This is a genomic window from Rahnella sp. BIGb0603 (assembly GCF_024808755.1).
GTDB classification, from domain to species: domain Bacteria; phylum Pseudomonadota; class Gammaproteobacteria; order Enterobacterales; family Enterobacteriaceae; genus Rahnella; species Rahnella contaminans.
The window spans coordinates 166654-192887 of sequence record NZ_JANUEX010000005.1; the positions used below are offsets into that span (position 1 = coordinate 166654).

Here is a 26234-nt window from a genome sequence, read left to right on the forward strand (position 1 = left end):
ACGGCACAGGAGCGCACTTTGTCACTGTCACCTGAATTAGAAAAACCCGCTGAGTGGGTCGGCGCACCGGGCCGCCGTGTGGCTACGCGGATGATATTTTTTGTCACCGGCATGGCGATGGGATTGTGGGGCGCGCTGGTGCCCTACGCGCAGCTGCGAACGCATTCCGAAGCCGGTGCGCTCGGTATGCTGCTGTTGTGTCTCGGCGCAGGATCGTTGTTGTCGATGTTAGGCTCCGGCCGGATCATCGGCCGATTCGGTTGCCGCGCGGTGATCCTCGCCGCCGTGGTGATGTATTGTCTGATGATGCCGCTGCTGGCGACATTCAGCGATATCCGGCTGATGGCGCTGAGTCTGTTCATTTTCGGCATGGGCATCGGGCTGGCGGATGTGGCGGTCAATGTGCAGGGCACGATGGTTGAACAGGCCGCGGATAAACCGCTGATGTCGGGATTTCACTGTCTGTGGAGCGTCGGCGGGATTGCGGGCGCGGGTGGCGGTGCGTTGTTGCTCAGCGCCGGTATCACGCCGGTGGGCAGCACATTTTTCGCCATCGTGCTGGTGATTTTGGGGACGGCGTTTTCGTGGCGCAGCCTGCTGCCGTTCGGGGCGCACGAGGAAAGCTCGCACGAAGGTAAAGCTAAAGCACGGCCTAATTTCCGTCTGATCCTGATGGCGGTTATGGCGATGATTTGCTTTATGGCGGAAGGCGCAGTGCTCGACTGGGGCGGCGTTTTCCTGACCCGCGAGCGCGGGCTGGCGCTTGAACATGCGGGATGGGGATTTGCGGTGTTTGCCATTGCGATGTCCGTGATGCGCCTGACCGGCGACGCGATTGTCAGCGCGCTGGGCCGTAAACGCGTTCTGGTGATGGGCGGAATTCTCGGGATTGCCGGTTATCTGATGGTGATCCTGCTGCCGGGCTGGTTCCTGCCGGTTTGCGGTTTTGCGCTGGTCGGGATTGGTGCGGCAAACATTGCGCCGGTGCTTATCACGCTGGCCGGTCAGGAAAAAGTGATGCCGGTGAACATGTCAGTGGCGTTTGTCGCAACGCTCGGGTATCTCGGAATTTTGGGTGGTCCGGCGCTGATTGGTTTTGTCGCGCACCTGTCGAGTTTGTACGTGGCGTTTTCCGCCGTCGCTGCCGCATTCCTGATCGTGACGTTCGGCGCGTACAAATTAAAATATCAGGCTGATTAATAAAAGTTTATAACTGAGTGGCATCTTGCCAGCTGGTGTGCAGAACCCCGCCAGCCTTTTTTTGTTTATGATGATTGTTTCAAATCCGACCCTGTAAGGAGCTGTAATGGCCGTAAAACTTATTGCCGTCGACATGGATGGCACTTTCCTGGATCAGAATGGTGAATATAACAAAGCCCGTTTTCGCGGGCAGTATGCGCAAATGCTGGAGCGCGGTATCAAGTTTGTCGTCGCGAGCGGTAACCAGTATTACCAGCTGAAATCCTTCTTTGATGACATCGATGAAGAGATCGCTTACGTGGCGGAAGGCGGCGGTTACGTCGTCGATAAAAAGCAGGAAATCTACTGCGGCAAGCTTGAACCTGAACAGGTCACGCTGGTGCTGGACTGGATCAGCCGCACGCCGGGGATCAACACGATTGTCTGCGGCAGGCTGGGCGCGTATGTGCTGGAAGGCACGCCCGAAGCATTTATCAGCCGGATGCGTCGCTACTATCATCGTCTGACCAAAGTGCAAAGTTATGCAGAAATCAGCGATACGATTTTCAAATTCGCGCTGAGCTACGTGGAAGACGACGTTTACCCGCTGATGGGGGAAATCACAGAACAGCTCGGCGGGATTGTCGCGCCGGTGACCAGCGGACATGGATCCGTTGACCTGATTATCGCCGGGAATCATAAAGCCAGCGGGCTGCGCAAAATCCAGCAGATTTACGGTATCCGTGATGATGAAGTGCTGGCGTTCGGTGACAGCGGTAATGACCTGGAAATGCTGAGTTACGCGGGCTACGGTTTTGCGATGGAGAATGCGTCCGCCCCGGCAAAAGCCGCAGCGAAATATCGCGCGCCTTCCCATGAAAACGAGGGGGTACTTGAGGTGATTGACGATGTATTCAATGCGCGTCCGCCGTTCGCATGACTGACGCAAACCGGCGCTAAATCCGGTTAAAACGAAAAGGCTGCCGCAGATACGGCAGCCTTTTTTATTATTGGTGTTATTGCTTAGTGTTTACTGAACGTAATCAGGCGGAACGCCGTTGTCGCCCGGCTGAGACGGATAGTAATCCGGCGGTACCGGGCTTTGCGGCGCAGAGTCCTGACGGTCGCTGTAGCTGGCGTCCACCGGCACTTTGTTGCCTTTGGCGTACATGCACTGGGTGTAAACCGTATCGTACTGATCCTGCAAATCGCCGCTGCTGGCACCGGCACTGTTGTTGCCCATCGCGCTGCCGATTAGCAGCCCGCTGCCTGCGCCAATCAGCGCGCCAGCACCCGCCTGATGTGACGCCGCGCCCAGCAAAGCACCGGCTGCGGCACCGACCGCCGTGCCTGCCGCCGCAGTATTCACCGCAGTATTATTGGCCGTTTGCGCACCGCCGTTCACACTGTCGTAGGCCGCATTCCGGCAGGACATTTCATCCCTCTGAAACTGCTGATAATCCTTTCCCGTACCCGGTAAAACCATTACGTCCGGGCGGGTCGGGGGAGATACGCAGCCGGAAAGCGCTGCGGCCAGGGCAATAACCGCCAGCGGAGTAAACCTGTTCATGACATTATCGCCTGTTAACGTGGAGCGGAATCACCCACAACGACCTTCATCCAGCCGCGCGCACAGCGTGGAACTTGCGGGTAATATCCCGCCGGATTCTGGCAGTAGTAAGCATAATTTGGGGTTTTCTCGACGTAAGTCTGCGGTTGCGCAGGCGCAACATAGACAACCGGCGGTGGCCCGTAATACACCGGCGGCGGCGGGCCCCAGGGAATACCGACAACAACACGCGGTCCGCCATACCAGCCGCGGCCGTAATAGCCATGACCATAATAGCCATGACCGTAATACCCATAGGCGAAAGACGCAGAGCTGGCTGACATCAGCGCGCCAGCGGTAAGCATCAACAACAACAGCCTTTTCATAACCACCTCGAAGCACATTGACCGGATGCACGGAGCGGCAAAAATGACACCACTCCTGAGGCTAAAGATACGCTTCAGGGGTGTAAAAGGTTGGCAGGAGAACTGGGGGAATGTGACAAGAGTTTGGGTGTAATTGTGTATAAAAAATTCAGGGAGATACGTTTGTTGACGAACTGCCCGCTGCCTTTCGCAGACGGGCCAAAAAGTCACTTTTTCGCGCTGATTTCCTGGCTTGCGGTAAAGCGCCGGAAAGCGGCCAGCGTTTCGTCGCTGACATGATGTTCCACCCCTTCCGCATCAAGGCGCGCCGTTTCTGCGCTGATGCCCAACGCGATGAAAAAGGCTTCAACGACGTTATGACGTTCGCGGTTTTCCGCCGCCAGTTTCTCACCTTCCGGCGTGAGGAAAGTGCCGCGATACGGCAGCTGATGAACCAGCCCGGCGTTAGCCAGACGTTTCAGCGTTTTCGCCACAGTCGGCTGCGAAACGCCCAGACGTGCGGCCAGATCGACCTGTCTTGCTTCACCAAATTCATGAATTAAGTCTGAAATCAGCTCAACGTAATCGTCCATTAATTCGCGGCGATGCGCCTCGCGCACCTGTAAAAAACCCTGAGCGTGTTCTTCCACATCCAGTAATGGATTTATTTTTTTATCTTTCACTACGCCTGCCTCTTTCTTGCTCAACGGTTTTCCACCGCAGCCGCGCTCACCGCAGCAATCCGTGCATTGTAAACCAAGTGCACACATCTACCAATTTCTGAAAACTTTGCCTTGGCTATGGAGTATAGCCTGTGCTATACCTGAATAATAAACCGCCGATTGTTGTGGTGTTTCACAGGAGAACGTTGATGGGAAATGGACAGAGCCTCTTAAAATTATTCAGTTATTCACCGTTTCGTTTGCGTCTGATGCTGATCGGTATGATTGTTGCGCTGATCACCGGAAATGCGACGGCGGCAGAGAAAGACAAAAAAAAGTTCAAAGTGGTGACGACCTTCACGGTGATCCAGGACATCGCGCAGAACGTCGCCGGTGATGCGGCGACCGTAGAGTCGATCACCAAGCCGGGCGCGGAGATCCACGATTATCAGCCGACGCCGCGCGATATCGTCAAAACGCAGTCTGCGGATCTGATTCTGTGGAACGGTTTTAACCTCGAACGCTGGTTCGGGCGCTTTTTTGCCAATATCAAAGATGTGCCATCGGCGACGGTCACGGACGGCATTACGCCAATGCCAATTCAGGAAGGGCCGTATCTCGGTAACCCGAATCCGCACGCCTGGATGTCCGCGAAAAACGCACTGGTCTACGTCGAGAATATCCGCGCCGCGCTGGTGAAATATGATCCGGAAAACGCCGCGACCTACGACCGCAATGCCAAAGATTATTCGCAGAAAATCATGCAGCTTGATGCGCCGCTGCGCGAACGTCTGGCGAAAATCCCGGCCGGTCAGCGCTGGCTGGTGACCAGCGAGGGCGCATTCAGTTATCTGGCGAAAGATTACGATCTTAAAGAAGCGTATCTGTGGCCGATCAACGCCGAAGAGCAGGGCACGCCGCAGCAGGTGAAAAAGTTGATTGATTTGGTGCGTCAGCAAAATATCCCGGTAGTTTTCAGCGAAAGTACGATTTCGGATAAACCGGCGAAACAGGTCAGCAAGGAAACCGGCGCGAAATACGGCGGCGTGTTGTATGTCGATTCGCTGTCCGCCGCGGACGGCCCGGTGCCCACGTATATTGATTTGCTGAAAGTGACGGTCGGCACGATTGCGCAAGGGTTCGGGCAATGAATGACTCGCGGCTTCACCTCAGGGTTGATGATGTCACCGTGACCTACAACAACGGTCACACCGCCATTGAAGACGCGAGTTTTACGCTGCACGGCGGCTCGATTTGCGCGCTGCTGGGCGTTAACGGCAGCGGAAAATCCACGTTATTCAAAACCATTATGGGCATTATCCGGCCGACGCACGGCAGCGTGACGCTGGATGGCCTGAACGTCGCTAAAGCGCTGAAGCAGAATCTTATCGCTTACGTGCCGCAGTCCGAAGAAGTGGACTGGAATTTTCCGGTACTGGTGCGTGACGTGGTGATGATGGGGCGTTACGGCAAAATGTCGTTTCTGCGTATTCCCTCGCAGGAAGATAAAGATCAGGTCGCGTCGGCGCTGGCGCGTGTCGGGCTGACCGATCTGGCGCATCGTCAGATTGGTGAGCTGTCCGGCGGCCAGAAAAAACGTGTTTTTCTCGCGCGCGCGCTGGCTCAGCAGGGGCGCGTTCTGCTGCTTGATGAGCCTTTTACCGGCGTGGATATCAAAACGGAAAATGCCATTATCGAACTTCTGCGCCAGTTGCGTGAGGAAGGGCATCTGATTCTGGTGTCCACGCACAATATCGCCAGCGTGCCGGATTTCTGCGATCGCGTGGTGCTTATCAACCGGACGGTGATGGCCGCCGGTGAGCTGGAAGCCACGTTTACGCATCAGAATCTGGAAAACACCTTTGGCGGCGCACTGCGCAATATCGGCTATTTAGTGCAAAAAGAGAGCCTGCCGGAGACAGCGGTAAGGCGGGTGGTATGACCGAACTGCTGCTTGAGCCGTTTCAGTATAATTACATGGTCAAAGCCATCTGGGTCAGCGCGGGCGTGGGTGCGGTGTGCGCATTTTTGTCGGCGTATCTGATGCTCAAAGGCTGGTCGCTGATGGGGGATGCCTTATCCCATTCGGTCGTTCCGGGCGTGGCGGGCGCGTATGCGCTTGGATTCCCTTATGCCGTCGGTGCTTTCGGCACCGGCATTCTGGCCGCGCTTTCCATGACGCTGCTGCGCCATTTCACCAAACTGCGCGAAGACGCGATTATTGGTTTCGTCTTTTCCACCTTCTTCGCACTCGGCCTGCTGCTGGTGTCGCTTAACCCGACGTCGGTCAACGTCCAGTCGATCCTGTTCGGCAATATTTTAGGCATCGATGACGCGGATATTTTGCAGGTGCAGATCATCGTTGGCATTTCGCTGGTGGTGCTGTGCGTTATCTGGCGGGATCTGCTGGCGGTCTTCTTCGATGAAGCGCACGCCGTGTCGGTCGGGCTTTCTCCGCTGAAGCTGAAAATCATTTTCTTCACCATTTTCAGCGCGTGCAGCGTGGCCGCATTGCAAACCGTCGGCGCGATTCTGGTGATCGCGATGGTGATTACCCCCGGCGCGACGGCGTATCTGCTCTCTGACCGCTTCTCACATTTGCTGATTATTTCGGTGATTATTGGCGCGGTCACCAGTGCGGCGGGCGCGTGGCTGAGTTATTACCTGGATGGCGCGACCGGTGGCGTTATTGTCTGCCTGCAAACCGTCGTCTTCCTGCTGGCGTTTCTGTTTGCGCCGAAACACGGCTGGCTGGTTAATCACTTCCGGCTCCGCAGGAGCCGCGCATGATGAGCTGGCTGGATGTTTTGCTTGAGCCGATGGGCTTCGAATTTATGCAGCGCGCGCTGCTGACCGCGGCGGCGACCAGTATCGTCTGCGCGATTTTTTCCTGTTTTCTGGTGCTGAAAGGCTGGTCGCTGATGGGCGACGCCATTTCTCACGCCGTTTTACCGGGCGTGGTGCTGGCCTATCTGGCGGGTATTCCGCTGGCCATCGGGGCGTTTGGTTCCGGGCTTTTCTGCGCCGTCGCCACCGGTTTTATTAAAGAGCATTGCCGGGTAAAAGAAGATTCAGTGATGGGCATTGTGTTTTCCGGAATGTTCGCCGCCGGGCTGGTGCTTTTCTCGCGGGTGAACACCGGGCAGCATCTCAGCCATATTTTGTTTGGCAACGTACTCGGCGTAACGGACAGCGAAATGCTGCAAACGCTGATTATCGCGGCAGTGGTGACGCTGGCTATCCTGTTCAGATTTAAGGATTTGGTGCTGTTTTGCTTTGACCCGGTTCAGGCCAAAGTCATCGGGTTACCGGTTCGTTTTTACCACTACGCGTTGCTGTGCATGCTGGCGATGACCATTGTCGCGGCGCTTCAGGCGGTCGGCGTGGTGCTGGTGGTGGCGATGCTGATCACACCGGGTATTACCGCATTTCTGCTGTGTAAAACATTGCCGAAAATGGTAATGATTGCAGTGACGGTGTCACTTTCCGCGGCAGTGTCAGGCACGTTTATCAGCTTTTATATTGATGCCGCGACGGGGCCGACAATTGTGCTGATTCAGGCGCTGTTTTTCCTGCTGGCGCTCACGGCTAATTTACTGCGAAAATCCCTAAAACCGCGACAGTCCGCACCGATTGCGTAGTGCTGGCCGGGCATGATTTGCCATGCTGTTTTCTGACATTTTTTGCTGAGAGATTCTGATGACCCCACAATTTGCGCCCGTCGAACTGGAAAAAGCCTACCGCCTGATCAACCACGGAGCCACCGCGCTGGTATCCGCCCACCACGCGGGCGTGGACAACGTGATGTCAGCGTCCTGGGTGTGCGGGCTGGATTTTAAACCAGCAAAACTGACGGTGGTGATCGATAAAATCGCCCGTACCCGCGAGCTGATTGAGCAAAGTGGTTATTTCGTGATTCAGGTGCCAACGGTGGCGCAATTGCAGATGACGTACGATCTGGGCACCAGAACGCTGCGTAACGATCCGGATAAATTACAGCATTGCGGCGCAGAGCTGTTTCGTATGGAAGGGCACGGCGACCTGCCGTTTGTCGCCGGTTGCTCTGCGTGGCTGGCGTGTAAGCTGATCCCTGAGCCGCACAACCAGCAGGCGCATGATCTGTTTATCGGTGAAATTGTCGGTGCCTGGGCGGATACCCGTGTATTCAGTAACGGTCACTGGCATTTCGAAGGCACCGATCCGTCCCTGCGCAGCTTGCATTACATCGCAGGCGGCCAGTTCTATGCCACCGGCGAAGCCCTGAACGCCAATACCGATCTGGGCTGATATTTCTGACGGGGCATATTCTTCGCCCCGTTTTCCCTCTGCGCGCCAATCCTCCAAACCTTTGCCATAATCACACCTTAAAAAAGTCATCAACAGGAAGATGAGACGCATGCAAATTACGAAATCCGATCATCATGACATTGCTGAGATCCTCAGTATTTTAAGCGGATCCAGAGGCGATAATCTGACGGCGCAGCAGCGCGGAGAAGAAGGATTTACGCAAGGGACGATGGACGCTGAATTGCTGGCAAAATTCCAGTCAGGCAGTGGCGTGTTTGTCAGCCGTGATGAACATGAAGGACAGCCGGTGATTACCGGTGTGGCGATGACCACGCGCGGCAGTCTGGCGAAACACGGCCCTGCGCAGGCAGCGTATAACGCGATACTTGCCTCCGGTGTGGCGACGGCGGAACAGATTTTTCTCTATGGGCCTGTCAGTGTCAGAAAGGCATATCGTGGTACAGGATTACTGACGAAACTCCTTTTACATATTTGCGATGCGCTGAAAGAGGACTTTGCGCTGGGTGTGGCTTTTGTTGATAAAGAAAATCATAAATCCCTGCTCATTCACCGGCATTACCCGATGACAGAAGCGGGCGAATTCTCGCTGAACGGCAGGGAATATGTCATTTTTTCTTTCGAACCGCGTCACGTGCTGGCGTTTTATCAGCATCGTGCGTGATCGGGTTTACACGCTCAGTTCACGCAACAGCAGGAAAGCCTGTTTGGTGTGTTCCTCGCTGGCGATAAACGCCCGCAGCTGATTCTGGTCGTCCCGGCCTTTCGCCATCATGCCCTGACCGTTGAACGTGATGTCCCAGCTCAGGTCGGTGCGTGTGGTTTCACCGGCAAAGAACAGGGGTAAATCCGGCGTTTTGACCTTCACCAGCATGGCGGGAAGATTCAGCGTTTCTGCGCCGCCCATCAGGTTTTTCGCCAGCGTCATTGCGCCAATCTGCGCCGGTTGCAGGAAAGGCAGAATTCGCCCTTCAATTTCTGCGCAGTCGCCGAGCGCGTAAATGGCCGGATCCGACGTTTGTAACTGACCGTTGACCACGATGCCGCGCTGCGTGTGCAAACCGGCGTCTGCGGCGAGGGCGGTTTCCGGTTTCAGGCCGATGGCCGCGATCACGGCGTCAGCACGTATTATCAGGCCATTTTTCAGCGAAACATTCAGGCCATCAGCCGTTTTAGCCACCGATTCCAGTTCGTTATTTAACGCCAGCTGAATGCCCATCTGGCTGAATTTATGCTGTAACCGGCTGCTGATTTCCGCAGGCATCACCGAAGCCAGCAGGCTGTGGGAACGATCAACCACCGTCACCTGTTTTCCGGCGCGGTGTAAATCCATCGCCAGTTCGCTGCCAATCAGGCCGCCGCCCAGTACCACAATCTGTTTCGCCGACTGCAACGCGTCCTGATTCTGCCGGTACTCATTCTGGCTGTTAAACGTGAAAATCCATTCGCTGCCCGGCAACGCAGGCAATATCGCCTGCGCGCCGGTCGCCAGCACCAGTTTCTCATAATCAAAAAACCGGTCGCCGCACACCACGCGTCTATTCCTGCGATCGATAGCCGTGACCCGCGTGTTTGAAACCACCGTGAGATTATTTTCCGCGGCAAACTGCGCCGCACTCTGGCGCGTCAGGTCATCCGCGCCTTGTTTTTGCGTGAAAACATGGCTCAGATCCGGTTTGTTGTAATCGTCTGCGCTGTCTGCGGTGATCAGCGTGACCGGTACCTGTTTATCGGCGCGGCGGATGTTTTTTATCAGCTGGCGCGCGGCAAATCCGGCGCCAATAATCACAATGTTTTGTTCCATCTGGCCTCCTTTCACAGCGGATCAAAGACGGATTTACCCAGCGCACAGCCCGGGCAAAGGAAGGATTCCGGTACGTCAGACCACGCGGTTCCCGGCGCGACATCCTGCAACGGCTCACCCAGCTCCGGGTCATAAACCCACTGGCACACGGTACAAATCATTGAAACACCGGCGTCGGCTTTCGGCTCAGCATTGCATCCGCAGGCAGATTCAACGGGCTGCACCGGCGCGCTGGTTTCTTTGAGCGGATGCAAAGCCCATTCGCGGGCGATTTTGCGGCCATGTTCACGGCATTCTTCCAGCGCTTTGCCGTCCGGGCGCCATTTAGCTTTCAGTGACAACGCAATATCAAAACCGGCATCCATCAGCCGGGTCTGAATGCGGTCAACCGCGCCGCCGGTCCAGCCAAAGCTGCCAAACGCGGAGGCTTTTTTGTTGCGAAAACGCAGACCTGCCAGCTCTTCAAGCATGCCTGCCACTTTCGGCATCATCACGTTATTCATGGTGGATGAACCGACCAGCACGCCTTTGGAGCGGAAGATTTGCGTCAGGATCTCGTTCTTATCGTGGCGGGAAATATTGTAGATTTTCACCGCAACGGTCGGGTCTGTGTCGTGAATACCCTGTGCAATGGCGTCGGCCATCATGCGGGTGTTTGAGGACATGGTGTCGTAGAAAATAGTGATGCGGTCTTCCTGATAATCCGCCGCCCATTCAAGGTATTTCGCCACAATTTGCGTCGGATTGTCGCGCCATACCACGCCGTGCGAGGTGGCAATCATGTCTACCGGCAAATTAAAGCCGAGGATCTCGTTAATTTTTGGCGTCACCAGACGGCTGAACGGCGTCAGAATATTGGCGTAATAACGGGCGCACTGCTCGTAGAGCTCTGTCTGATCGACCTCATCGTTAAACAAATGCTCGTCGCAATAGTGCTGGCCAAAGGCATCATTGCTGAACAAAACGGCGTCTTCCGTCATATACGTCATCATGCTGTCCGGCCAGTGCAACATTGGCGTCTCAACAAAAATCAGCGTTTTGCCGTTACCGATATCCAGCGAGTCGCCGGTTTTCACAGTGTGGAAATTCCATTCAGGGTGATGATGATGGCCGTTGATGGAATCAATCGCGTTGGTGGTGCAGTAAATCGGCGTGTCGGGAATGCGGGACATCAGTTCGGTCAGCGCACCGGCGTGGTCCTCTTCGGCATGGTTGATAATGATGTAATCGATCGCCGCAAGGTCGATTTCTTTCTCGAGATTGGCAACAAAGTCACGGCTGAATTTATGATCGACGGTGTCAATCAGGACGTTTTTGCCTTCACGGATCAGATAACTGTTATAGCTGCTGCCCTGATGAGTTTTATATTCGGTGCCGTGAAAATCGCGAACTTCCCAGTCACGTTGCCCAACCCAACTGATGTTATTTTTAACCTGAATAGCCATGATAGTTTCCTGAAAAAGTAATGGATGGTCTTCTTCAGAGAGCAATGACCGTGCCAGTGTTTATCATATTGATTTTAAATATTTAAATAATCTTATGAGTCATTTTGACAATACGCTATTATTGTCAAAATGACTTTAACTGTGTCGGAATGACATTATGAGCTTATCCATTCAGTCCCTGGCGGGTATTGCCATTGAGTTACAAAACGGTTTGTCCGGTGAGGATCGCTTTCAGCATCTGATTGCCAGCGTGCGCCAACTCCTCAAATGTGATGCGTCAGCGCTGTTGCGTTATGAAGAACAGCAGTTCAGGCCGCTGGCGATCGATGGTTTATCGCCGGATGTGCTCGGACGGCGTTTCGCGCTGGCCTCACATCCGCGTCTCGAGGCCATTGCCCGCGCGGGGAATGTGGTGCGTTTTCCGGCGGACAGCCATCTGCCTGATCCGTACGACGGGCTCATCCCCGGTCATGACGATCTGAAAGTTCACGCCTGCATCGGTTTACCGTTGTTTGCCGATCAGGCGCTGATTGGCGCGCTGACGTTTGACAGCCTGAATCCGCAACAATTTGATGCGTTCAGCGATGAGGAGTTGTGGCTCATCGGCGCGCTGGCGTCTTCCGCCCTCAATAATGCGCTGCTGGTGGATGCCCTTGAAAAGCAGGCGTTACCGGCGATGGCCGCGCCGAATGCGCGCAAACAAAACGTCCGCCGTCCGGAGGAGGAAATGATCGGGCTTTCCGAAGCCATGCAGCAATTACGGCATGAAATCAGCGTGGTGGCCGGTTCGGATCTCAACGTGCTGATCACCGGTGAAACCGGCGTGGGTAAAGAGCTGGTGGCCAATGCCGTGCATCATCTTTCACCGCGAGCGGGAAAACCGCTGGTGTATCTCAACTGCGCGGCGCTGCCGGAAAGTGTGGCGGAAAGTGAACTGTTCGGTCATGTGAAAGGGGCGTTTACCGGCGCCATCCATAACCGCACGGGCAAATTTGAGATGGCGGATAACGGCACGCTGTTTCTCGATGAAATCGGCGAGTTATCGCTGGTGCTTCAGGCCAAGTTACTGCGCGTGATTCAGTACGGTGACCTGCAACGGGTCGGCGATGACAGCACCAAACGCGTGAATGTCAGGATCCTGGCCGCGACGAACTGCGACCTGAAAAAAGCGGTGGTGGACGGGACTTTCCGCGTCGATCTGTTCCATCGCCTGAGCGTGTTTCCGCTTTTCGTGCCGCCGCTGCGCGAACGAAAGGGTGACATCGTTCTGCTGGCCGGTTTTTTTGTCGAACACATCAAAAACAAGCTGGGGATTTCGCAGCTCAGGCTGCCTGCTGACACGCTTTCGATGCTGGTCAGCTATGGCTGGCCCGGCAATGTACGTGAGATGAAACACGCAATTGAACGTGCGGCAGTGCTGGCGCGGGCGTCGCAAATTCAGGGCGATGTCACGCTACATCGTGCGCTGTTTAACTTTTCTGAGGCCGGAAATCCGGAAGTCATGGCCGCGCCCGAAACCGAAGCCCCGGAGGTAACTTCATTCAATCTGCAACAGGCCACGCAGGATTTTCAGCGGCAACAAATTACCAAAATCTTGCATGCACATCAGATGAACTGGTCTGCGGCGGCGAGAGCGCTGGAAATGGACGGCGGAAATCTTCACCGGCTGGCGAAGCGGTTAGGAATGAAGGCGTAATATCAGAGGGGATTAAGGCGGGGGCTGGCGAATAATGAGTCAAAATAGTTTGAGGCGCGAAAATAATAAATGCTACGGAAGCGAGAACTGTTGAAACGCGTCCGCTTCTGTAGCATTTTAGGTATAACTTCTTTTAAAAATTTCCCTGGTGTTGGCTAATGTTGCTACCTGACTCTACCGGTCAGGTTTTTTTTTGCTAATTAATTATTATGCGGTGATTATACGGGGGGAGACGCAACCCGATAGTTGTACTAAGGTGTAATCGTGCACTGTACTTTGTGACAGAAAGACCACGAAAATCAAAAGGGAAGCCGCGTCAGCCAGGGGGGAAGAGGAATGCATTCGCGTGTTAGAAATGATGAAAAAATTATCGATACGTTACGTGATTATCTCGAAAGGAAATTACTTCCTTACGGCAATCTGAAATACACCTATCTGGTGATCAATAAAAGAAATCCGGTCGACATCTTTGTCGTCACCAGCTATCCGGATGAATGGGCCGATATCTATAAATCGCATAATTACCAGCATATCGACCCGGTGGTTCTGACCGCGCTTAAACGTGTTTCGCCGTTCGCGTGGGATGAAAATCTTACCGTGCTTTCTGATTTAAAATCATCCAAAATTTTCTCGTTGTCGAAGAAATATAATATCGCGAACGGTTTCACTTTCGTGCTTCATGACCACATGAATAATCTGGGCATGCTGTCACTGATTATGGAAGCGGGCGCGGATAAAGGGCCGGAAAATAGGGTCGCGCAGGATATGGATAAGCTGCAATGCCTGCTGATCAAAACCCACGAGAAGATGCTGATGCTTAACCAGAGCGCGGCGCGTTCATCTCAGATTTCGCCATCGCTGGTGTCGGGCGGGAAACCGATTTTCTCACCGAGAGAAAATGAAGTGCTGCACTGGGCGAGCATGGGGAAAACCTACGATGAGATTTCGCAGATCATCAACATCACGACGCGAACCGTGAAATATCACATGGCTAACGTGGTGAAAAAGCTGGGGGTTATTAACGCCAAGCAGGCAATCCGGCTTGGCGTTGAACTGGAACTCATCAAACCTGTACTGGTGTCACAGGCAAAGACATAGGCCATTCACATAACGCTTCCAGCGAGGCTTCGGACTGATCGCTGATACGTCGGGCAAGGATGCCCTGGTTATGCAAATCAATCGGCAAACGGAGCAGGTAAATAGGCTCATTTTCGCTGACAAAACCTTCTTTGATCACTTCAATTTCCCAGCCGGAACGTTTCGCAATCGTCAGCATCGCCCGGCTGACAATGGTGTATATTCCGGTGTGTCCGTGATGGCGCGCATAATTAATCATCGAAAGAAACAGAACATGGCTGATCGGGAAACGGCTGCCGAGTAATTCTTTTGCGCGGTTCTTATCCACGAAAAATCGGCTCGATTCGATATAATCACCCTCGGGTAATTTCACGTCATCAAATAGCCGGTTAAAAGTATGGGTGATCATATTCGGCAGACGTAAATCAACGAAGCGCACGCTGCACACCAGCTGGTTGTCGTAAATGCCCAGCATGTAGCGCGTGTCGGCATTATCAAATTCATCAAATTCCATGTCATTGCTGCACTGAACGGCCCAGTCCAGGCGGTCTTTAAACGTTTTTTTCCTCAGTTTGTAGAGATCATCCGAACGTTTGCCTGTCAGGTCGTTGTAACTCACATCGAAAATTTCCAGCATTTTTTTTCCTGATTTTGAATACGGTCGAAGGGTTATATTTGGCATCTGAATTGATTATTACAATATACAATCGGCAAATAAATCACCGTCTGTAGGGGGAATTTATTTATGAGGGGAGTTTGTGATGTAAAACAAAAAAAAGCCATGCCGCTAAGACATGGCCAGATGCCGATATTTATGCGCTTTCAGTGATAAACAGGTAACAGATTTACGCTGGAAAAAATATGTACGACCGCATTGAGCACACCAAACAGTAATACCAGCATAATCATTTTATTTCCGCCCCATACGCGATACAGCGGGCTGCCAAAGCGCTGACGCGATGCGCGAGCCATCAGTGCCGGAACGATGACTGCCCAGACGGTCGCCGCCAGACCTGCAAAACCGATCGCATAGATAAAGCCATCCGGATAAATCACGCCGCCAACGATGGGCGGGATGAACGTCACGAGTGCGGTTTTAAAGCGTCCGGTTCGGCTGTCATCAAACCCGAACAGATCCGCCAGATAGTCAAACAGGCCGAGCGTCACACCGAGGAATGAACAGGCGACGGCAAAGTTGGAGAAGACCGTCAGCAGGAGATCTAATCCTTCACTGTTGAGGATCTGACTCAGTGACTGTACCAGCACGTCGATGTTGCCGCCACGGGCCGCAATGCCGATGAACTCCGGGCGCGGTATGTTCCCCATCGTCCCCAGCATCCAGATGATGTAAAGCCCGAGCGCCATCAGCGTGCCCAGCAGCAGGCACTTTTTTATGATCTGCGGATTTTTGCCGTAATACTTCATCAGGCTCGGCACATTGCCGTGATAACCAAATGACGCGAGGCAGAATGGCAGCGTCGCCAGCACGTAAGGCATATAACTTGGATTAATTTCAACGCTGTTGAGTAAATTCACCGGCTTGATGTGCCACAGCAGGCTGCCGAACGTCAGGAAGAACGCGATGATTTTAGCGCCCAGCACAATTGCCGTCATGCGGCTTACCGCGCGGGTACTCAGCCAGACAATAAACGCCACGGCAAGCGCCGTTATCAGCCCGCCGAGACGCGGGGAGAAGTTCACCGACATTTCGCGCATCGTATGCTGGAGCACGGAACCGCTGGCTGAGATATAGGCATACGTCAGGATATACAGCACGAAGGCGATGGTCAGGCCGTTAATCCGGTTCCAGTTTTTGCCCAGCAGATCGCCGGTCACCGTGTTGAAACTCGATCCTACCGGATAATTCAGGTTGGCTTCGAGGATCATCAGGCCGGAATGCAGCATGCAGAACCAGGTAAAAATCAGTGCCGCGACAGACCAGAAAAACCAGGCACCGGACATCACCACCGGCAGGGAAAACATCCCGGCACCAATAATGGTTCCTCCGATAATCATTGCGCCACCCAGCACCGAGCGTTGTGGGGTGGTCACGGAAAGCGTCGCCATAGTGCGGTTCCTCGCGTGGCTTTTATCACGATTCGTTCAAGAATTGCTGTAAAAGAATTGATAGGGGAATTGACCAAAAATCGCAGTTTTATCCTGCCTTGTTAGCCTTACGCGCCGCAATATAGTGCATCTTGTGCCGGATGTACACTGTTGAACTAGTTTGCTGGTACAAAACAGCGCATTGGCGAAGATGCCGGGCAGGGCGTGAATTGAGATGTTTCTAAAATATGAAAATGTTGATTTTTTAGGTTAAAACGCTAACCCCTATATCTGGTGCAGATCACATTTTTCATTATTATTACTTATCAAAAAAGGGAGTAAAAACCTGTGCTTAAATACAGTGTTGACACTCTGCTCATAACGAGTAAATTAGAAGTCAGCCCCGCAGAGAAATGAAGTGAAGATTTTATTTCCCGGTGCATTTAACAAGTTGATAAACTTGTCAGTAATGAGATGCGATAAAGGCCACGAAGTATTTTTGTTTGGGTGATTCAATATCAGGCGATATTTGAATGTCTGTGAGATGATGCTTTAAGGCCACGCGGTAAATCTGTGCAATCGCATTATGTGGACGAAAGCGCGATGATGTAACGCCTTGTAATTAAGAGTAATGTTCGCGATTTGGGTACGTAAGTCTGAAATCGAGAATATCGCGAAGAGAGTAAGGCCACGCATCAAAGAGTCTATATCGCGAGGGTGATGTACTCATTTATCCTGACATGAAAAACCAGGCTGAATGAAATGAACAGGATAGCGATGTTATTCCATAATATTATAGGAGGATAGCGTTAACCGGTTTCAAAAATATATCCTGTGAAACGATGTACATCTGTAGAAGTAAGTATCTGTAATTAAGTTGATGAATGTTAAATACTAATTTGATAGTACCTTAAAAGCCCCGGCAATAACTTGCTGGGGCTTTTTCATTCAGGGCACTGTAATATCTCGGATTATTCGTAACACTGGCCTGTCGCCTTATTTCACATTACCGAACTTACCGCTGATAGTGCCTTCCAGAACGGATTCCGCATCCAGATACACCAGAAAACACACCAGCGTCGTCTCTTTTGTGGCCGTTGCAGGCGTCAGTGCGCTGGTTTCGTCGCTGATTGCGTCACCTTTACCCAGCGTGTGACCGCCAATCGTAATTTCGCCGTCCATCACGTATAGCCACTGCGCAAATCCCGGATGCGTGGGGATTTCAATCGTCGTGTCAGTGTCCAGACGGATATCGTAAACGTAAATGGCCTGGCGGATTTCCAGCGGAGACTCAATGCCTTCCGGTGCGCCAATCAGCGTCCATGCGTTTTGTTTCGGGCCGTCCCGACGTTCCATAAACTGCACGCGGGCTTCAAGATTCGCTTTGCGCGGGCGGATAAAAATTTGCAACATCTCAGCCGAAACCAGAGGCGTGGATTCTTCATGCCAGAAACTTTCCCCGGCATTCATCATCATCAGTTTTTTCGGTGAAAGTGGAACGCGGTTGCCGGCAGAATCTTCGTGAACCATCGAACCGCGCCACATATAACTGAGGATTTCGTCGTTATTGTGCTCATGCATTTTCACCAGCGTCCCCTGTTCGAGATTCGCGTGGTCAATAACACTCAGCGGGCCGAAAGCATCGTCACCGCGCTCAGGCAGGATCTGCCCCGGACGCATACGCCGGATCCGGAAAGGGCCGTATTCGAAAGTCGTTTTGGGTTCAGCACGTAATACGTTAAACATGTTTTCTCCGGCAGCTTATTTTAGTCTCAGGCCAGTCTATCAAGGAGGCGAAGAGGGTGTGATCTTTTTGTTAAGAATGCGGATCTTCCTTACGCCGGGCTTACTTCTCAAAGAATATCCTCAGGAAAGCCGAAGGCGTGGCGCTCGCCCGTGCCGTTGAAAATATAGTTGGGCGAGGAAATCACGCTTTGCTTATTGCCTAAATAGAACGCTTTCTTCTCCGGCGTCGCTAAATCAAACCGGTAATATATTTCTGCTTTTTAAGCATAACCGCCGCGGGTAAAAACGATAGGCTGGCGCGAAAAAAGGCCGCATTTCTGCGGCCTTAAAGGGGAAATATTTAAACGTTAGCTCAGTTCCAGTAAGGCATTCAGTTCGGCGATTTGCTGTTGCCACTGGCGTTGTAATTCCGGTTTCTGATGTCTGGGCTTTCGCGCCAGATCTTCTTCCAGTTTACTTTCCAGCTCCAGCAGCGTCGCCAGCCAGTGCTCCTCTTCGGTTTCGGGAACCGCAGATGTAGCCACCTGTGGTTTTTCCGCAGCCAGGGTATTCGCCACCGGAATATCGGCGAGGATCGCGCAGACCGGCGCGAGACTGTGCCATTCCTCCAGCCGTTGCTGATGAATAAGCCAGAAGCGGTTGCAGCTTTGCGCAATCAGCGTCCGGTCGTGAGAAACCAGCAATACCGCGCCGCTGAAGTTTTTCAGCGTTTCTGCCAGCTCCTCTTTACCTTCCATGTCCAGATGGTTGGTCGGCTCATCGAGCAGCAACAGCGAGTAATTCGCCAGCATCAGACCGGTAAACAGCAACCGCGAACGCTCGCCCCCGCTCAGCGTGCTGACTTTTTGCTGATGGCGGAGATACGGAAAACCAGCACCGATCAGCGCCATTTTCCGCTGTTCTTCGGTCAGCGGCGCAAAATGTGCCAGCGCATCCGACAGCGAATCCTCATCCTGTAGTTGCCGCAGGCTCTGATCGTAATAGCCCGTACGCACTTTGGGATGAAACATCACGCCCTCAGCGGTGGTTTCCGGCTGACTGTAAGCCTGCCACAGATGGTGCAGCAGCGATGATTTTCCGCAGCCGTTGCGGCCTGCCAGCGCGATACGGTCGCCGCTTTTCACCCGCAGTTCGCCAAGTTCAAACAAGACCGGCGCATCCGCGGCGGGCCGGATCTGTAAGGCAGAAAGCGCCAGTACGCGATCCGCCGGTAAGGCTTCTCCGCTCAGCCGCAACTGCCACTGATTGCCCGCGGTGACATCGGTTTGTTCTTCCCTCATCCGGTCAACCTGTTTTTCCATTTTTTTGGCCTTGCGCGCCAGACCTTCGTTGTCGTAAATACTGCCCCAGACGGACAGCCGTTTGGCGCTTTTAGTGACACGGTCGATCTCCTTTTGCTCTGCTCTGCGTCGTAATGCGTCCGCCGCATCTTTTTCGGCCAGCGCCTGACGCGCCTGCGTGCAGGGGAGACGGATAAATTGCAGCGTTTTGTCGCGCAGGATCCAGGTGCAGTTGGTTACGCTGTCCAGCAGGCTGAGGTCGTGGGAAACCAGCACAAAGCTGCCGCCCCAGTTTTGCAGGAACTGTTCAAGCCACAGCAACGTGGGCAGATCGAGATGGTTACTCGGTTCATCGAGCAGCAGTAAATCTGGTTGCCGGACCAGCGCACGTGCCAGCATAAGCCGCGTATGTTGCCCGCCGCTGAGCGTACCTGCGGCCAGACTCCAGGTTTTTTCCCCAAAGCCCAGCGTGGCGAGCAGCACTTCGGCCTGCCAGCTTTCCGGCTGATGAAGGCTGCCGGGTAAATGGTTTTGCACCGCATCAATCAGCGTCGCATCTTGCAATGCGGCCGGAAGATGTTGTTCTACCGTCGCCATAATGCACTGGGTCGCCAGCGTCAGCTGGCCGGACGTCGCCGCCAGTTCGCCGTTGAGGATTTTCAGGAGGGTACTTTTCCCGCAGCCGTTATGACCGATAAGCCCGATGCGGTCGCCTTTTTTCAGACCGAAAGAAATTTCCGTCAGCAAAGGGCCGAAGGAATTATCGAAGGATAAGGATTGTGCAGATAATAATGTCATGGTGCTTACTCAAGTTTTACAGGCAAAAAAATGCCTCTCGTCAATAAAGCCGACGATAACCGGTAAGCCGGAGGGAAGTTCTCAGATTGTCAGTTAGCTTCGCTCAAGCAGGTTATCGCAGCACGATACCGGTAACGCTTGAGCAGTGACGATCGCTAAGGACGAGTGAAATTAAAAAAACTTCACGGGTCAGCATGGCAATCCTCCTTATGTATTCAGTTGGTGAATGAATGAACGGATTATATTGGGGATTTCCAAATTGTTCCAGTCCCGGAAACCCCGCAAAGCGTTACGGTGTCACCGCATCATTTTCCAGCTTCTGCCGTTTACGCAGGGCCGGGAACCAGGTCATCCATAATCCCACCACGATCAGCGTACCGACGCCGCCAATCGCCGCAGCGGGCACTGCACCGACCCAGGCAGCCAGTAAACCCGACTCAAACTCGCCAAGCTGATTGGAGGTATTGATGAAAATGGAATTCACGGCGCTGACGCGGCCGCGCATATCGTCCGGCGTGTCCAGCTGAACCAGCGCGCCACGAATGACCATGCTGATCATGTCGAAACCGCCGAGTGCAAAGAGTGCGAGCATGGAAAGCCACAACGACGTTGAGAAGGCGAAAACTAACGTCGCGACGCCAAAACCGGCCACCGCCGTAAACATAGTCATCCCGACATTGCGTTTCAGTGCACGATGGCTCAGCCAGAATCCGACGATTAACCCGCCGACTGCAGGCGCGCCGCGCAGCAAGCCCAAACCCCACGGGCCGGTGTGCAGAATATCGTGAGCGAAAATTGGCAACAGGGCCGTCGCGCCGCCCAGCAGTACGGCAAACAAATCCAGCGAAATCACGCCCAGAACGTCCGGCCGGTTACGGATAAAACTGATGCCTGCAAACAGGGTTTTGAACGTGGCAGGAACACGGCGCGGAGGTGCCTGTTCATAGCGTAAACGACTGACCATCAGGATCGACAGCAGATACAGCACGGCGCAGACCGAATAAGCCACGCCCGCCCCGGCGACATACAAAAAACCGCCCAATGCCGGGCCAACCATCGCCGCCGCCTGGCCGGAAACGCTGTTTGCCGCCATCGCGCGTGCCAGTAAATGCGGCGGAACCAGGGCCGGAAGCATCGATTGCAACGACGGCGCTTCCATCGCTTTGGCGGTCGAAATAATGAAAATCAGCCCGAGCACAATCACTTCATTAACGTGATGCGTGAGCGATAACCAGGCCAGCGCGCCAATCGCCAGCCATTCGACGATTTGCCCGAGCAAGACGACGCGGCGGCGATCAAACTGGTCGGCGACGTGCCCGGCGACCAGCGCCAGTGCGACAGAGGGGAAAAACTGCACCAGCCCGATCAGCCCGAGATCAAACGCCCGGCCGGTGATGGAATAGATTTGCCAGCTCACCACAATGGAAAGCATCTGAAAACCAAAGCTGGACGCGGCGCGCGCTATCCAGAACGCCACAAATGAACGATGTTGTAACAGTGAATCTGAATCCGCTGAGGAAGCAGGAGGCATGATAAATCCCTGAAAAAAACGTTTATACGCCGCGTCTGAGCCTTATTTTGGAATAAGTTAGCCCGGCAATTATTGTGTGTACAAATTATTAACAACCAACCGACCGGCTAGTTTTACCATAAAAGAGAAACATCACAAAAGGTTCAGCAAATCTTCATATAACGGAGTCTGCCGTCATATTGTGAAGAAGGAATGGAGTTCGCGGGGAGGGGATTATGGTTGTGTTTTAGAATTAAAAACGGCCTCCGGTGAGGCCGTCAGCAAGCGCGGAACTGCAAATTTACCAGCGCAGTTTACGGCCGGAATATTCCACAAAGTGATGGCCGCCTTTGCCGCGGAATGCGTCGAACTGATCGGCAATCCCGGTGGCGCTTTCTTCTACGGTCAGCGTGGCATCTTCGCCGCCCATATCCGTTTTCACCCAACCCGGATGGACGGACAACAGCGTCAGTTCCTGTTTCTCAGTCGCTTCCTGCAACCCGCGGGTCAGCATATTCAGCGCGGCTTTACTGGCGGAATACAGCGGATAGGTGGCGACTTCATTCTCATTGAGGCTGGAAAGCTCAGAAGTCATCAGCGCCAGCACGCCGGTGCGGTGGTTGAGCAGCGGAAGGAATTCAGCCGCGGTGCGGACAGGGGAAATGGCATTAGTGAGAAGCAGCTGTAAAATTTCTTCATCGGATGCCTGATGAATGTCCTGATGGTCAGGGCCAAATACGCCCGCATTCACAAAAATCAGATCAAAACGGCTTTCGGAAAGTGCGTCTTTAACCGCTTCCCGCGCTTCGGATTTATTGATGTCCAGTTTGACCCATTCAACCGAAGACGGACTTTTGGCCGGAACGGCAGCCCGCGTTGTCGCCGTGACCTGCCAGCCACGTTTTGCCAGAACGTCCACCACACCTAAACCGATACCGCGTGAAGCGCCGATGATCAATGCTTTTTTAGAGTCAGTCATATTCATCCTTTTATTCAATGCGTAACGTTAATTTATAGTTTTCATTAAACCTGTAAAACCTCATAGCGTGAGTTTCAGTATGGGACAGCCCGCCGCTGGCAACAATGGGCTGGAGTCCGATTTTCCTGACGGGATTTTTTATCGTGAGCTTTCTCGCAAATTTGCGATGAAGCACGGGATAATAATTTTGTAATCGATTACTTTTCCTAAAACACGTTTTGTAATCGATTACTTTTTGTGAGGCGAAAATGATGTCAGCATTAGAAAGCCATGAAAAAAGTCATATCCGGCACCGTTTTCTGGTGCCTCGTTTATCACTGATGATGTTTTTACAGTTCTTTATCTGGGGAAGCTGGTCGGTGACGCTGGGGCTGGTGATGGCGCATCACAACATGTCACTGCTGATCGGCGATGCTTTCTCGGCAGGGCCGATCGCGTCAATTTTATCGCCGTTTGTGCTCGGGATGCTTGTCGACCGTTTCTTCCCCTCACAAAAAGTGATGGCGGTAATGCATCTGGCGGGCGCGGTGATCTTGTGGTTTGTGCCGCAGGCGCTGATCGCAGAAAACGGTACGTTGCTCATCACGTTGTTGTTCGGTTACACGCTTTGCTACATGCCGACGCTGGCGCTGACCAACAACATCTCTTTCCACAGCCTGAAAAACATCGATAAAAGTTTCCCGGTGGTGCGCGTTTTCGGCACGATTGGCTGGATTGTGGCAGGGATTTTTATCGGAGTGACCGGCGTCTCGGCGAGCGTCAGTATCTTCTCGATCGCCGCGGTGTGCTCCGTGGTGCTCGCGGCTTACAGCCTGACGTTGCCACATACCCCCGCCCCCGCCAAAGGCCTGCCGTTTGCACTGCGCGATCTGTTTTGTGCTGATGCCTTTGCACTGCTGAAAACCCGTCATTTCTTTGTGTTCTCGCTCTGCGCCATGTTGATCTCTGTGCCGCTCGGGACGTACTACGCGTACACCGCGTCGTATCTGGCGGATACCGGTATAGCGGATGTCAGTACCGCAATGTCCTTCGGCCAGATGTCAGAAATCTTCTTCATGCTGGTGATCCCGCTGCTGTTCCGCCGTCTGGGCGTGAAATACATGCTGCTGATTGGCATGCTCGCCTGGTTTGTCCGTTATGCCTTCTTTGCGCTGGGCGTCAGCGAGGAAGGGCGTTTTCTGCTCTATATCGGGATTTTGCTGCACGGCGTCTGCTACGACTTCTTCTTTGTGGTCGGGTTTATTTACACCGACCGTGTGGCAGGGGAAAAAGTGAAAGGTCAGGCGCAGAGCATGATCGTCATGTTCACCTACGGCATCGGTATGTTGCTGGGGTCGCAGATTTCCGGTGCGCTTTATAACCGTCTGGTCGCCGGGCAAACCGTGCCGCAGGCGTGGGTGACGTTCTGGTGGATCCCGGCGATTTCCGCTGCGGTTATCGCATTAATTTTCCTCTTCTCGTTCAGATATGACGAGAAAGAGCGTGTTGAGTAACTCAGGAGGTGCAATGAAAACCATTAAAGGACCGGGCATTTTTTTGTCGCAGTTCATCGGGGCTGAAGCCCCGTTTAACACTTTAGAAGGCCTGGCGGAATGGGCCGCGGCGCTGGGCTATAAAGCGTTGCAGATCCCGTGCAACCATCCGCACATTTTTGATTTGCCGAAAGCGGCAACCAGTCAGGAATATTGTGACGAAATTACCGCCACGCTGGCGCGGCACGGGCTGGTGATCAGCGAGCTTTCTACCCATCTCGAAGGACAACTGCTGGCCGTGCATCCGGCGTATGATCTGGCGTTTGATAATTTTGCACCGGAAGCGGTGCGCGGAAACCCTTCAGCGCGTCAGGCGTGGGCGACGCAGGCGTTAAAACAGGCGGCGGCAGCCTCTGAAAAACTCGGGCTGACGGCGCACGCGACGTTTTCAGGCTCGCTGGCCTGGCCGTATTTTTATCCGTGGCCGCCGCATAATGCGGTCTTGCTGGAAGAGGCGTTTACCACATTAGCGCAGCGCTGGCTGCCCGTTCTGGACTGTTTTGATCAGCACGGTGTGGATGTATGTTTTGAAATTCATCCGGGCGAAGATTTGCATGACGGCGTGACGTTCGGGCGTTTTCTGGCGCACGTCAATCACCATCCCCGCTGCAATATTCTCTTCGACCCCAGCCATCTGCGGCTTCAGCATATGGATTATCTGGACTTCATCGACCGCTATCATGACCGTATCAAAGCCTTCCATGTTAAAGACGCGGAATTCGCCGCCAGCGGCCAGAGTGGTGTTTACGGCGGTTATCAGAACTGGGCTGACAGACCGGGGCGTTTTCGCTCGCCCGGCGATGGCGATATTGATTTCAAAAGTATTTTCAGCAAATTGTCGCAATACGATTATTCCGGCTGGGCAGTATTGGAATGGGAGTGCTGCCTGAAAAACGCCGAAACCGGCGCGCGTGAAGGCAGTGAGTTTATCCGTCGTCACATCATTCCGGTTTCAGAACGGGCGTTTGATGATTTTGCTGCTGGCCAGAATGACCGCCAGCAGGCACGCCGGATGCTCGGCCTGGGCGGAGATGTTTTTCATGATTAATGTCGGCATTATCGGCACCGGTTTTATCGGCCCTGCGCACCTCGAAGCGTTACGACGGCTGGGATTTGTCAATGTGGTCGCGTTGTGTGATACGCCTTTTGAGGCCGCGCAGAAAAAAGCCGGACAGCTGAATGTCCCGCATGCGTACAGTGATATCGACGCGTTGCTGGCACATCCCGGCCTGGACGTGGTGCATAACTGCACGCCGAACCATCTGCATGCGGAGATTAACCGCAAGATCCTTCGCGCCGGGAAACACGTATTCAGCGAAAAACCTTTGTGCATGACGCCGGAGGAGGCGCAGGAGTTGGTGGCAATGGCAGAAAACGCGGGTGTCGTTCACGGCGTGAGTTTTGTCTACCGGCAATTCGCGATGGTTCAGCAGGCCGCGAGCATGGTGCGTCAGGGGCAACTCGGGAAGTTATTTTCGGCGCACGGCAGTTATTTGCAGGACTGGATGTTGCTGGAAACGGACTATAACTGGCGCGTTGATGCGGCTCAGGGCGGCGCTTCGCGGGCCATCGCGGATATCGGTTCGCACTGGTGCGATACGCTTCAGTTTGTCACCGGCAAACGCATCACCGAAGTGATGGCCGATCTCTCTATCGTCTGGCCCACGCGCAAAGCTACCGTGCAGGGCGATTCAACGTTTGCCGCCAAAGAGGCTGATACGCATTATGAAGACCGGCCGGTCACAACCGAAGATATGGGATTTGTGCTGCTGCGGTTTGATGACGGCAGTAAAGGCTGTTTCCATGTTTCGCAGGTCAGCGCAGGCCGTAAAAACCGGCTGAGTTTCGAAGTGAACGGCAGCGGGGCGTCAGTGGCCTGGGATCAGGAAATACCGCAGCAACTTTGGGTAGGGCAGCGCGCGCAGCCGAATCAGTTGTTAACGGACGATCCGGGTTTGATGAATGCCGATGTGGTTCACAGCGCGCAATTTCCCGGCGGGCACATTGAAGGCTGGCCGGATGCGTTCAGGAACATGATGTTGCAGTTTTATACTGCCGTCAGGGAAGGGCGTCCACCGGCCAAAGATCACAGCCCGTTTGCCACTTTTTATGAAGGCGCCCGCGTGATGTCCGTTGTCGATGCCATTTTGCAAAGTCACCGGCAGCAGCGCTGGGTAAGGGTTTAAGTCCTTTCTTCACGCCCGGCGCACAGATAACGCCGGGCTTCCATTCATGCCATCTCCGATCTGTGGTAGCCTCTG

General features: G+C 53.7%; 24 protein-coding genes. 13 read left to right on the top strand and 11 right to left on the bottom strand.

What is annotated here, in order from left to right; translation table 11 throughout:
• Positions 1-18: 18 nt before the first annotated feature.
• Together M2403_RS14955 and M2403_RS14960 are read left to right on the top strand one after the other, a co-directional pair.
• Positions 19-1200: an MFS transporter gene (locus tag M2403_RS14955; RefSeq protein ID WP_371819786.1), complete on the top strand. Its 1182-nt coding sequence runs from the start codon at positions 19-21 to the stop codon at positions 1198-1200.
• 106 nt (positions 1201-1306) lie between these two features.
• The gene (locus tag M2403_RS14960) at positions 1307-2119 is read left to right on the top strand and encodes a Cof-type HAD-IIB family hydrolase (protein ID WP_217153401.1); all 813 of its coding nucleotides are present in this window, start codon (positions 1307-1309) and stop codon (positions 2117-2119) included.
• A 90-nt stretch (positions 2120-2209) separates the two neighbouring features.
• Here the strand turns inward: M2403_RS14960 and M2403_RS14965 are convergent, their stop codons facing one another.
• From M2403_RS14965 to mntR, 3 genes are all read right to left on the bottom strand, one after another.
• Positions 2210-2749 carry a glycine zipper family protein gene (locus tag M2403_RS14965; protein WP_259229809.1) on the bottom strand — a complete coding sequence of 180 codons (540 nt, stop codon included), beginning with the start codon at positions 2747-2749 and terminating at the stop codon, positions 2210-2212.
• Between the two features lie 14 nt (positions 2750-2763).
• Positions 2764-3114: a hypothetical protein gene (locus M2403_RS14970; protein ID WP_152323853.1), complete on the bottom strand. Its 351-nt coding sequence runs from the start codon at positions 3112-3114 to the stop codon at positions 2764-2766.
• 206 nt (positions 3115-3320) lie between these two features.
• Positions 3321-3776, bottom strand: a complete 456-nt coding sequence (mntR, locus tag M2403_RS14975; protein ID WP_152323961.1) for a manganese-binding transcriptional regulator MntR — start codon at positions 3774-3776, stop codon at positions 3321-3323.
• Positions 3777-3964: 188 nt separating this feature from the next.
• On the opposite strand from mntR, the gene M2403_RS14980 reads away from it, so the two are divergent.
• The 6 genes from M2403_RS14980 (at position 3965) to M2403_RS15005 (ending at position 8724) form a co-directional block, all read left to right on the top strand.
• Complete coding sequence (locus tag M2403_RS14980; protein ID WP_152323854.1) at positions 3965-4906, top strand: metal ABC transporter substrate-binding protein; 942 nt, start codon at positions 3965-3967, stop codon at positions 4904-4906.
• Positions 4903-5697, top strand: coding sequence for a metal ABC transporter ATP-binding protein (locus tag M2403_RS14985; RefSeq protein ID WP_152323855.1), 795 nt, complete (start codon positions 4903-4905; stop codon positions 5695-5697). Before M2403_RS14980 ends, M2403_RS14985 begins: the two co-directional genes overlap by 4 nt.
• On the top strand, positions 5694-6545 hold the full coding sequence (locus M2403_RS14990) for a metal ABC transporter permease (protein ID WP_152323856.1): 852 nt from the start codon (positions 5694-5696) through the stop codon (positions 6543-6545). The genes M2403_RS14985 and M2403_RS14990 overlap by 4 nt, the downstream gene beginning before the upstream one ends.
• Entirely contained in the window at positions 6542-7396 is an 855-nt protein-coding gene (locus tag M2403_RS14995; protein WP_152323857.1) for a metal ABC transporter permease, read from the top strand. The genes M2403_RS14990 and M2403_RS14995 overlap by 4 nt, the downstream gene beginning before the upstream one ends.
• 58 nt (positions 7397-7454) lie before the next feature.
• Complete coding sequence (locus M2403_RS15000; RefSeq protein ID WP_259229814.1) at positions 7455-8042, top strand: flavin reductase family protein; 588 nt, start codon at positions 7455-7457, stop codon at positions 8040-8042.
• Between the two features lie 109 nt (positions 8043-8151).
• The gene (locus M2403_RS15005) at positions 8152-8724 is read left to right on the top strand and encodes a hypothetical protein (RefSeq protein ID WP_208950787.1); all 573 of its coding nucleotides are present in this window, start codon (positions 8152-8154) and stop codon (positions 8722-8724) included.
• A gap of 6 nt (positions 8725-8730) precedes the next feature.
• Here M2403_RS15005 and norW read toward each other — a convergent pair whose 3' ends face one another.
• Both norW and norV read right to left on the bottom strand, forming a co-directional pair.
• On the bottom strand, positions 8731-9864 hold the full coding sequence (gene norW / locus M2403_RS15010; protein ID WP_259229816.1) for an NADH:flavorubredoxin reductase NorW: 1134 nt from the start codon (positions 9862-9864) through the stop codon (positions 8731-8733).
• An 11-nt stretch (positions 9865-9875) separates the two neighbouring features.
• Positions 9876-11309 carry an anaerobic nitric oxide reductase flavorubredoxin gene (norV, locus tag M2403_RS15015; protein ID WP_259229817.1) on the bottom strand — a complete coding sequence of 478 codons (1434 nt, stop codon included), beginning with the start codon at positions 11307-11309 and terminating at the stop codon, positions 9876-9878.
• Between the two features lie 157 nt (positions 11310-11466).
• Between norV and norR the strand changes: the two genes are divergently transcribed.
• On the top strand, positions 11467-13005 hold the full coding sequence (gene norR / locus M2403_RS15020; RefSeq protein ID WP_259229820.1) for a nitric oxide reductase transcriptional regulator NorR: 1539 nt from the start codon (positions 11467-11469) through the stop codon (positions 13003-13005).
• A gap of 336 nt (positions 13006-13341) precedes the next feature.
• On the top strand, positions 13342-14103 hold the full coding sequence (locus tag M2403_RS15025) for a LuxR family transcriptional regulator (protein WP_152323863.1): 762 nt from the start codon (positions 13342-13344) through the stop codon (positions 14101-14103).
• Here the strand turns inward: M2403_RS15025 and eagI are convergent.
• The 6 genes from eagI to M2403_RS15055 form a co-directional block, all read right to left on the bottom strand.
• Positions 14069-14719, bottom strand: coding sequence for an acyl-homoserine-lactone synthase EagI (gene eagI, locus M2403_RS15030; RefSeq protein WP_152323864.1), 651 nt, complete (start codon positions 14717-14719; stop codon positions 14069-14071). The two genes, M2403_RS15025 and eagI, sit on opposite strands and share 35 nt — an antisense overlap.
• Positions 14720-14904: 185 nt before the next feature.
• Entirely contained in the window at positions 14905-16149 is a 1245-nt protein-coding gene (mtr, locus tag M2403_RS15035) for a tryptophan permease (RefSeq protein ID WP_259229821.1), read from the bottom strand.
• A gap of 975 nt (positions 16150-17124) precedes the next feature.
• Positions 17125-17874 (bottom strand): pirin family protein, encoded by a 750-nt coding sequence (locus M2403_RS15040; RefSeq protein WP_152323866.1) that lies wholly within the window; start codon positions 17872-17874, stop codon positions 17125-17127.
• A gap of 347 nt (positions 17875-18221) precedes the next feature.
• The gene (locus M2403_RS15045) at positions 18222-19952 is read right to left on the bottom strand and encodes an ABC-F family ATP-binding cassette domain-containing protein (RefSeq protein ID WP_152323867.1); all 1731 of its coding nucleotides are present in this window, start codon (positions 19950-19952) and stop codon (positions 18222-18224) included.
• A gap of 289 nt (positions 19953-20241) precedes the next feature.
• A complete protein-coding gene (locus tag M2403_RS15050) occupies positions 20242-21483 on the bottom strand; it encodes an MFS transporter (RefSeq protein ID WP_208950793.1) in 1242 nt (413 codons plus the stop codon).
• Positions 21484-21763: 280 nt separating this feature from the next.
• Positions 21764-22441 (bottom strand): SDR family oxidoreductase, encoded by a 678-nt coding sequence (locus M2403_RS15055; RefSeq protein WP_165060330.1) that lies wholly within the window; start codon positions 22439-22441, stop codon positions 21764-21766.
• Between the two features lie 248 nt (positions 22442-22689).
• On the opposite strand from M2403_RS15055, the gene M2403_RS15060 reads away from it, so the two are divergent.
• From M2403_RS15060 to M2403_RS15070, 3 genes are read left to right on the top strand one after another with little or no spacing between them, the layout of a single operon-like run.
• Positions 22690-23934 (top strand): MFS transporter, encoded by a 1245-nt coding sequence (locus tag M2403_RS15060; RefSeq protein ID WP_165060332.1) that lies wholly within the window; start codon positions 22690-22692, stop codon positions 23932-23934.
• Between the two features lie 13 nt (positions 23935-23947).
• Positions 23948-25021: a sugar phosphate isomerase/epimerase gene (locus M2403_RS15065; RefSeq protein ID WP_259229830.1), complete on the top strand. Its 1074-nt coding sequence runs from the start codon at positions 23948-23950 to the stop codon at positions 25019-25021.
• Entirely contained in the window at positions 25014-26159 is a 1146-nt protein-coding gene (locus M2403_RS15070; protein ID WP_259229832.1) for a Gfo/Idh/MocA family protein, read from the top strand. The genes M2403_RS15065 and M2403_RS15070 overlap by 8 nt, the downstream gene beginning before the upstream one ends.
• Positions 26160-26234: the final 75 nt, after the last annotated feature.

Coding starts and splice junctions, on each gene's coding strand:
- M2403_RS14960 (WP_217153401.1), top strand. CDS start 1,307: ATGGCCGTAAAACTTATTGCCGTCGACATGGATGGCACTTTCCTGGAT.
- M2403_RS14965 (WP_259229809.1), bottom strand. CDS start 2,749: ATGAACAGGTTTACTCCGCTGGCGGTTATTGCCCTGGCCGCAGCGCTT.
- M2403_RS14970 (WP_152323853.1), bottom strand. CDS start 3,114: ATGAAAAGGCTGTTGTTGTTGATGCTTACCGCTGGCGCGCTGATGTCA.
- M2403_RS14980 (WP_152323854.1), top strand. CDS start 3,965: ATGGGAAATGGACAGAGCCTCTTAAAATTATTCAGTTATTCACCGTTT.
- M2403_RS14985 (WP_152323855.1), top strand. CDS start 4,903: ATGAATGACTCGCGGCTTCACCTCAGGGTTGATGATGTCACCGTGACC.
- M2403_RS14990 (WP_152323856.1), top strand. CDS start 5,694: ATGACCGAACTGCTGCTTGAGCCGTTTCAGTATAATTACATGGTCAAA.
- M2403_RS14995 (WP_152323857.1), top strand. CDS start 6,542: ATGATGAGCTGGCTGGATGTTTTGCTTGAGCCGATGGGCTTCGAATTT.
- M2403_RS15000 (WP_259229814.1), top strand. CDS start 7,455: ATGACCCCACAATTTGCGCCCGTCGAACTGGAAAAAGCCTACCGCCTG.
- M2403_RS15005 (WP_208950787.1), top strand. CDS start 8,152: ATGCAAATTACGAAATCCGATCATCATGACATTGCTGAGATCCTCAGT.
- norW (WP_259229816.1), bottom strand. CDS start 9,864: ATGGAACAAAACATTGTGATTATTGGCGCCGGATTTGCCGCGCGCCAG.
- norV (WP_259229817.1), bottom strand. CDS start 11,309: ATGGCTATTCAGGTTAAAAATAACATCAGTTGGGTTGGGCAACGTGAC.
- norR (WP_259229820.1), top strand. CDS start 11,467: ATGAGCTTATCCATTCAGTCCCTGGCGGGTATTGCCATTGAGTTACAA.
- M2403_RS15025 (WP_152323863.1), top strand. CDS start 13,342: ATGCATTCGCGTGTTAGAAATGATGAAAAAATTATCGATACGTTACGT.
- eagI (WP_152323864.1), bottom strand. CDS start 14,719: ATGCTGGAAATTTTCGATGTGAGTTACAACGACCTGACAGGCAAACGT.
- mtr (WP_259229821.1), bottom strand. CDS start 16,149: ATGGCGACGCTTTCCGTGACCACCCCACAACGCTCGGTGCTGGGTGGC.
- M2403_RS15040 (WP_152323866.1), bottom strand. CDS start 17,874: ATGTTTAACGTATTACGTGCTGAACCCAAAACGACTTTCGAATACGGC.
- M2403_RS15045 (WP_152323867.1), bottom strand. CDS start 19,952: ATGACATTATTATCTGCACAATCCTTATCCTTCGATAATTCCTTCGGC.
- M2403_RS15050 (WP_208950793.1), bottom strand. CDS start 21,483: ATGCCTCCTGCTTCCTCAGCGGATTCAGATTCACTGTTACAACATCGT.
- M2403_RS15055 (WP_165060330.1), bottom strand. CDS start 22,441: ATGACTGACTCTAAAAAAGCATTGATCATCGGCGCTTCACGCGGTATC.
- M2403_RS15060 (WP_165060332.1), top strand. CDS start 22,690: ATGATGTCAGCATTAGAAAGCCATGAAAAAAGTCATATCCGGCACCGT.
- M2403_RS15065 (WP_259229830.1), top strand. CDS start 23,948: ATGAAAACCATTAAAGGACCGGGCATTTTTTTGTCGCAGTTCATCGGG.
- M2403_RS15070 (WP_259229832.1), top strand. CDS start 25,014: ATGATTAATGTCGGCATTATCGGCACCGGTTTTATCGGCCCTGCGCAC.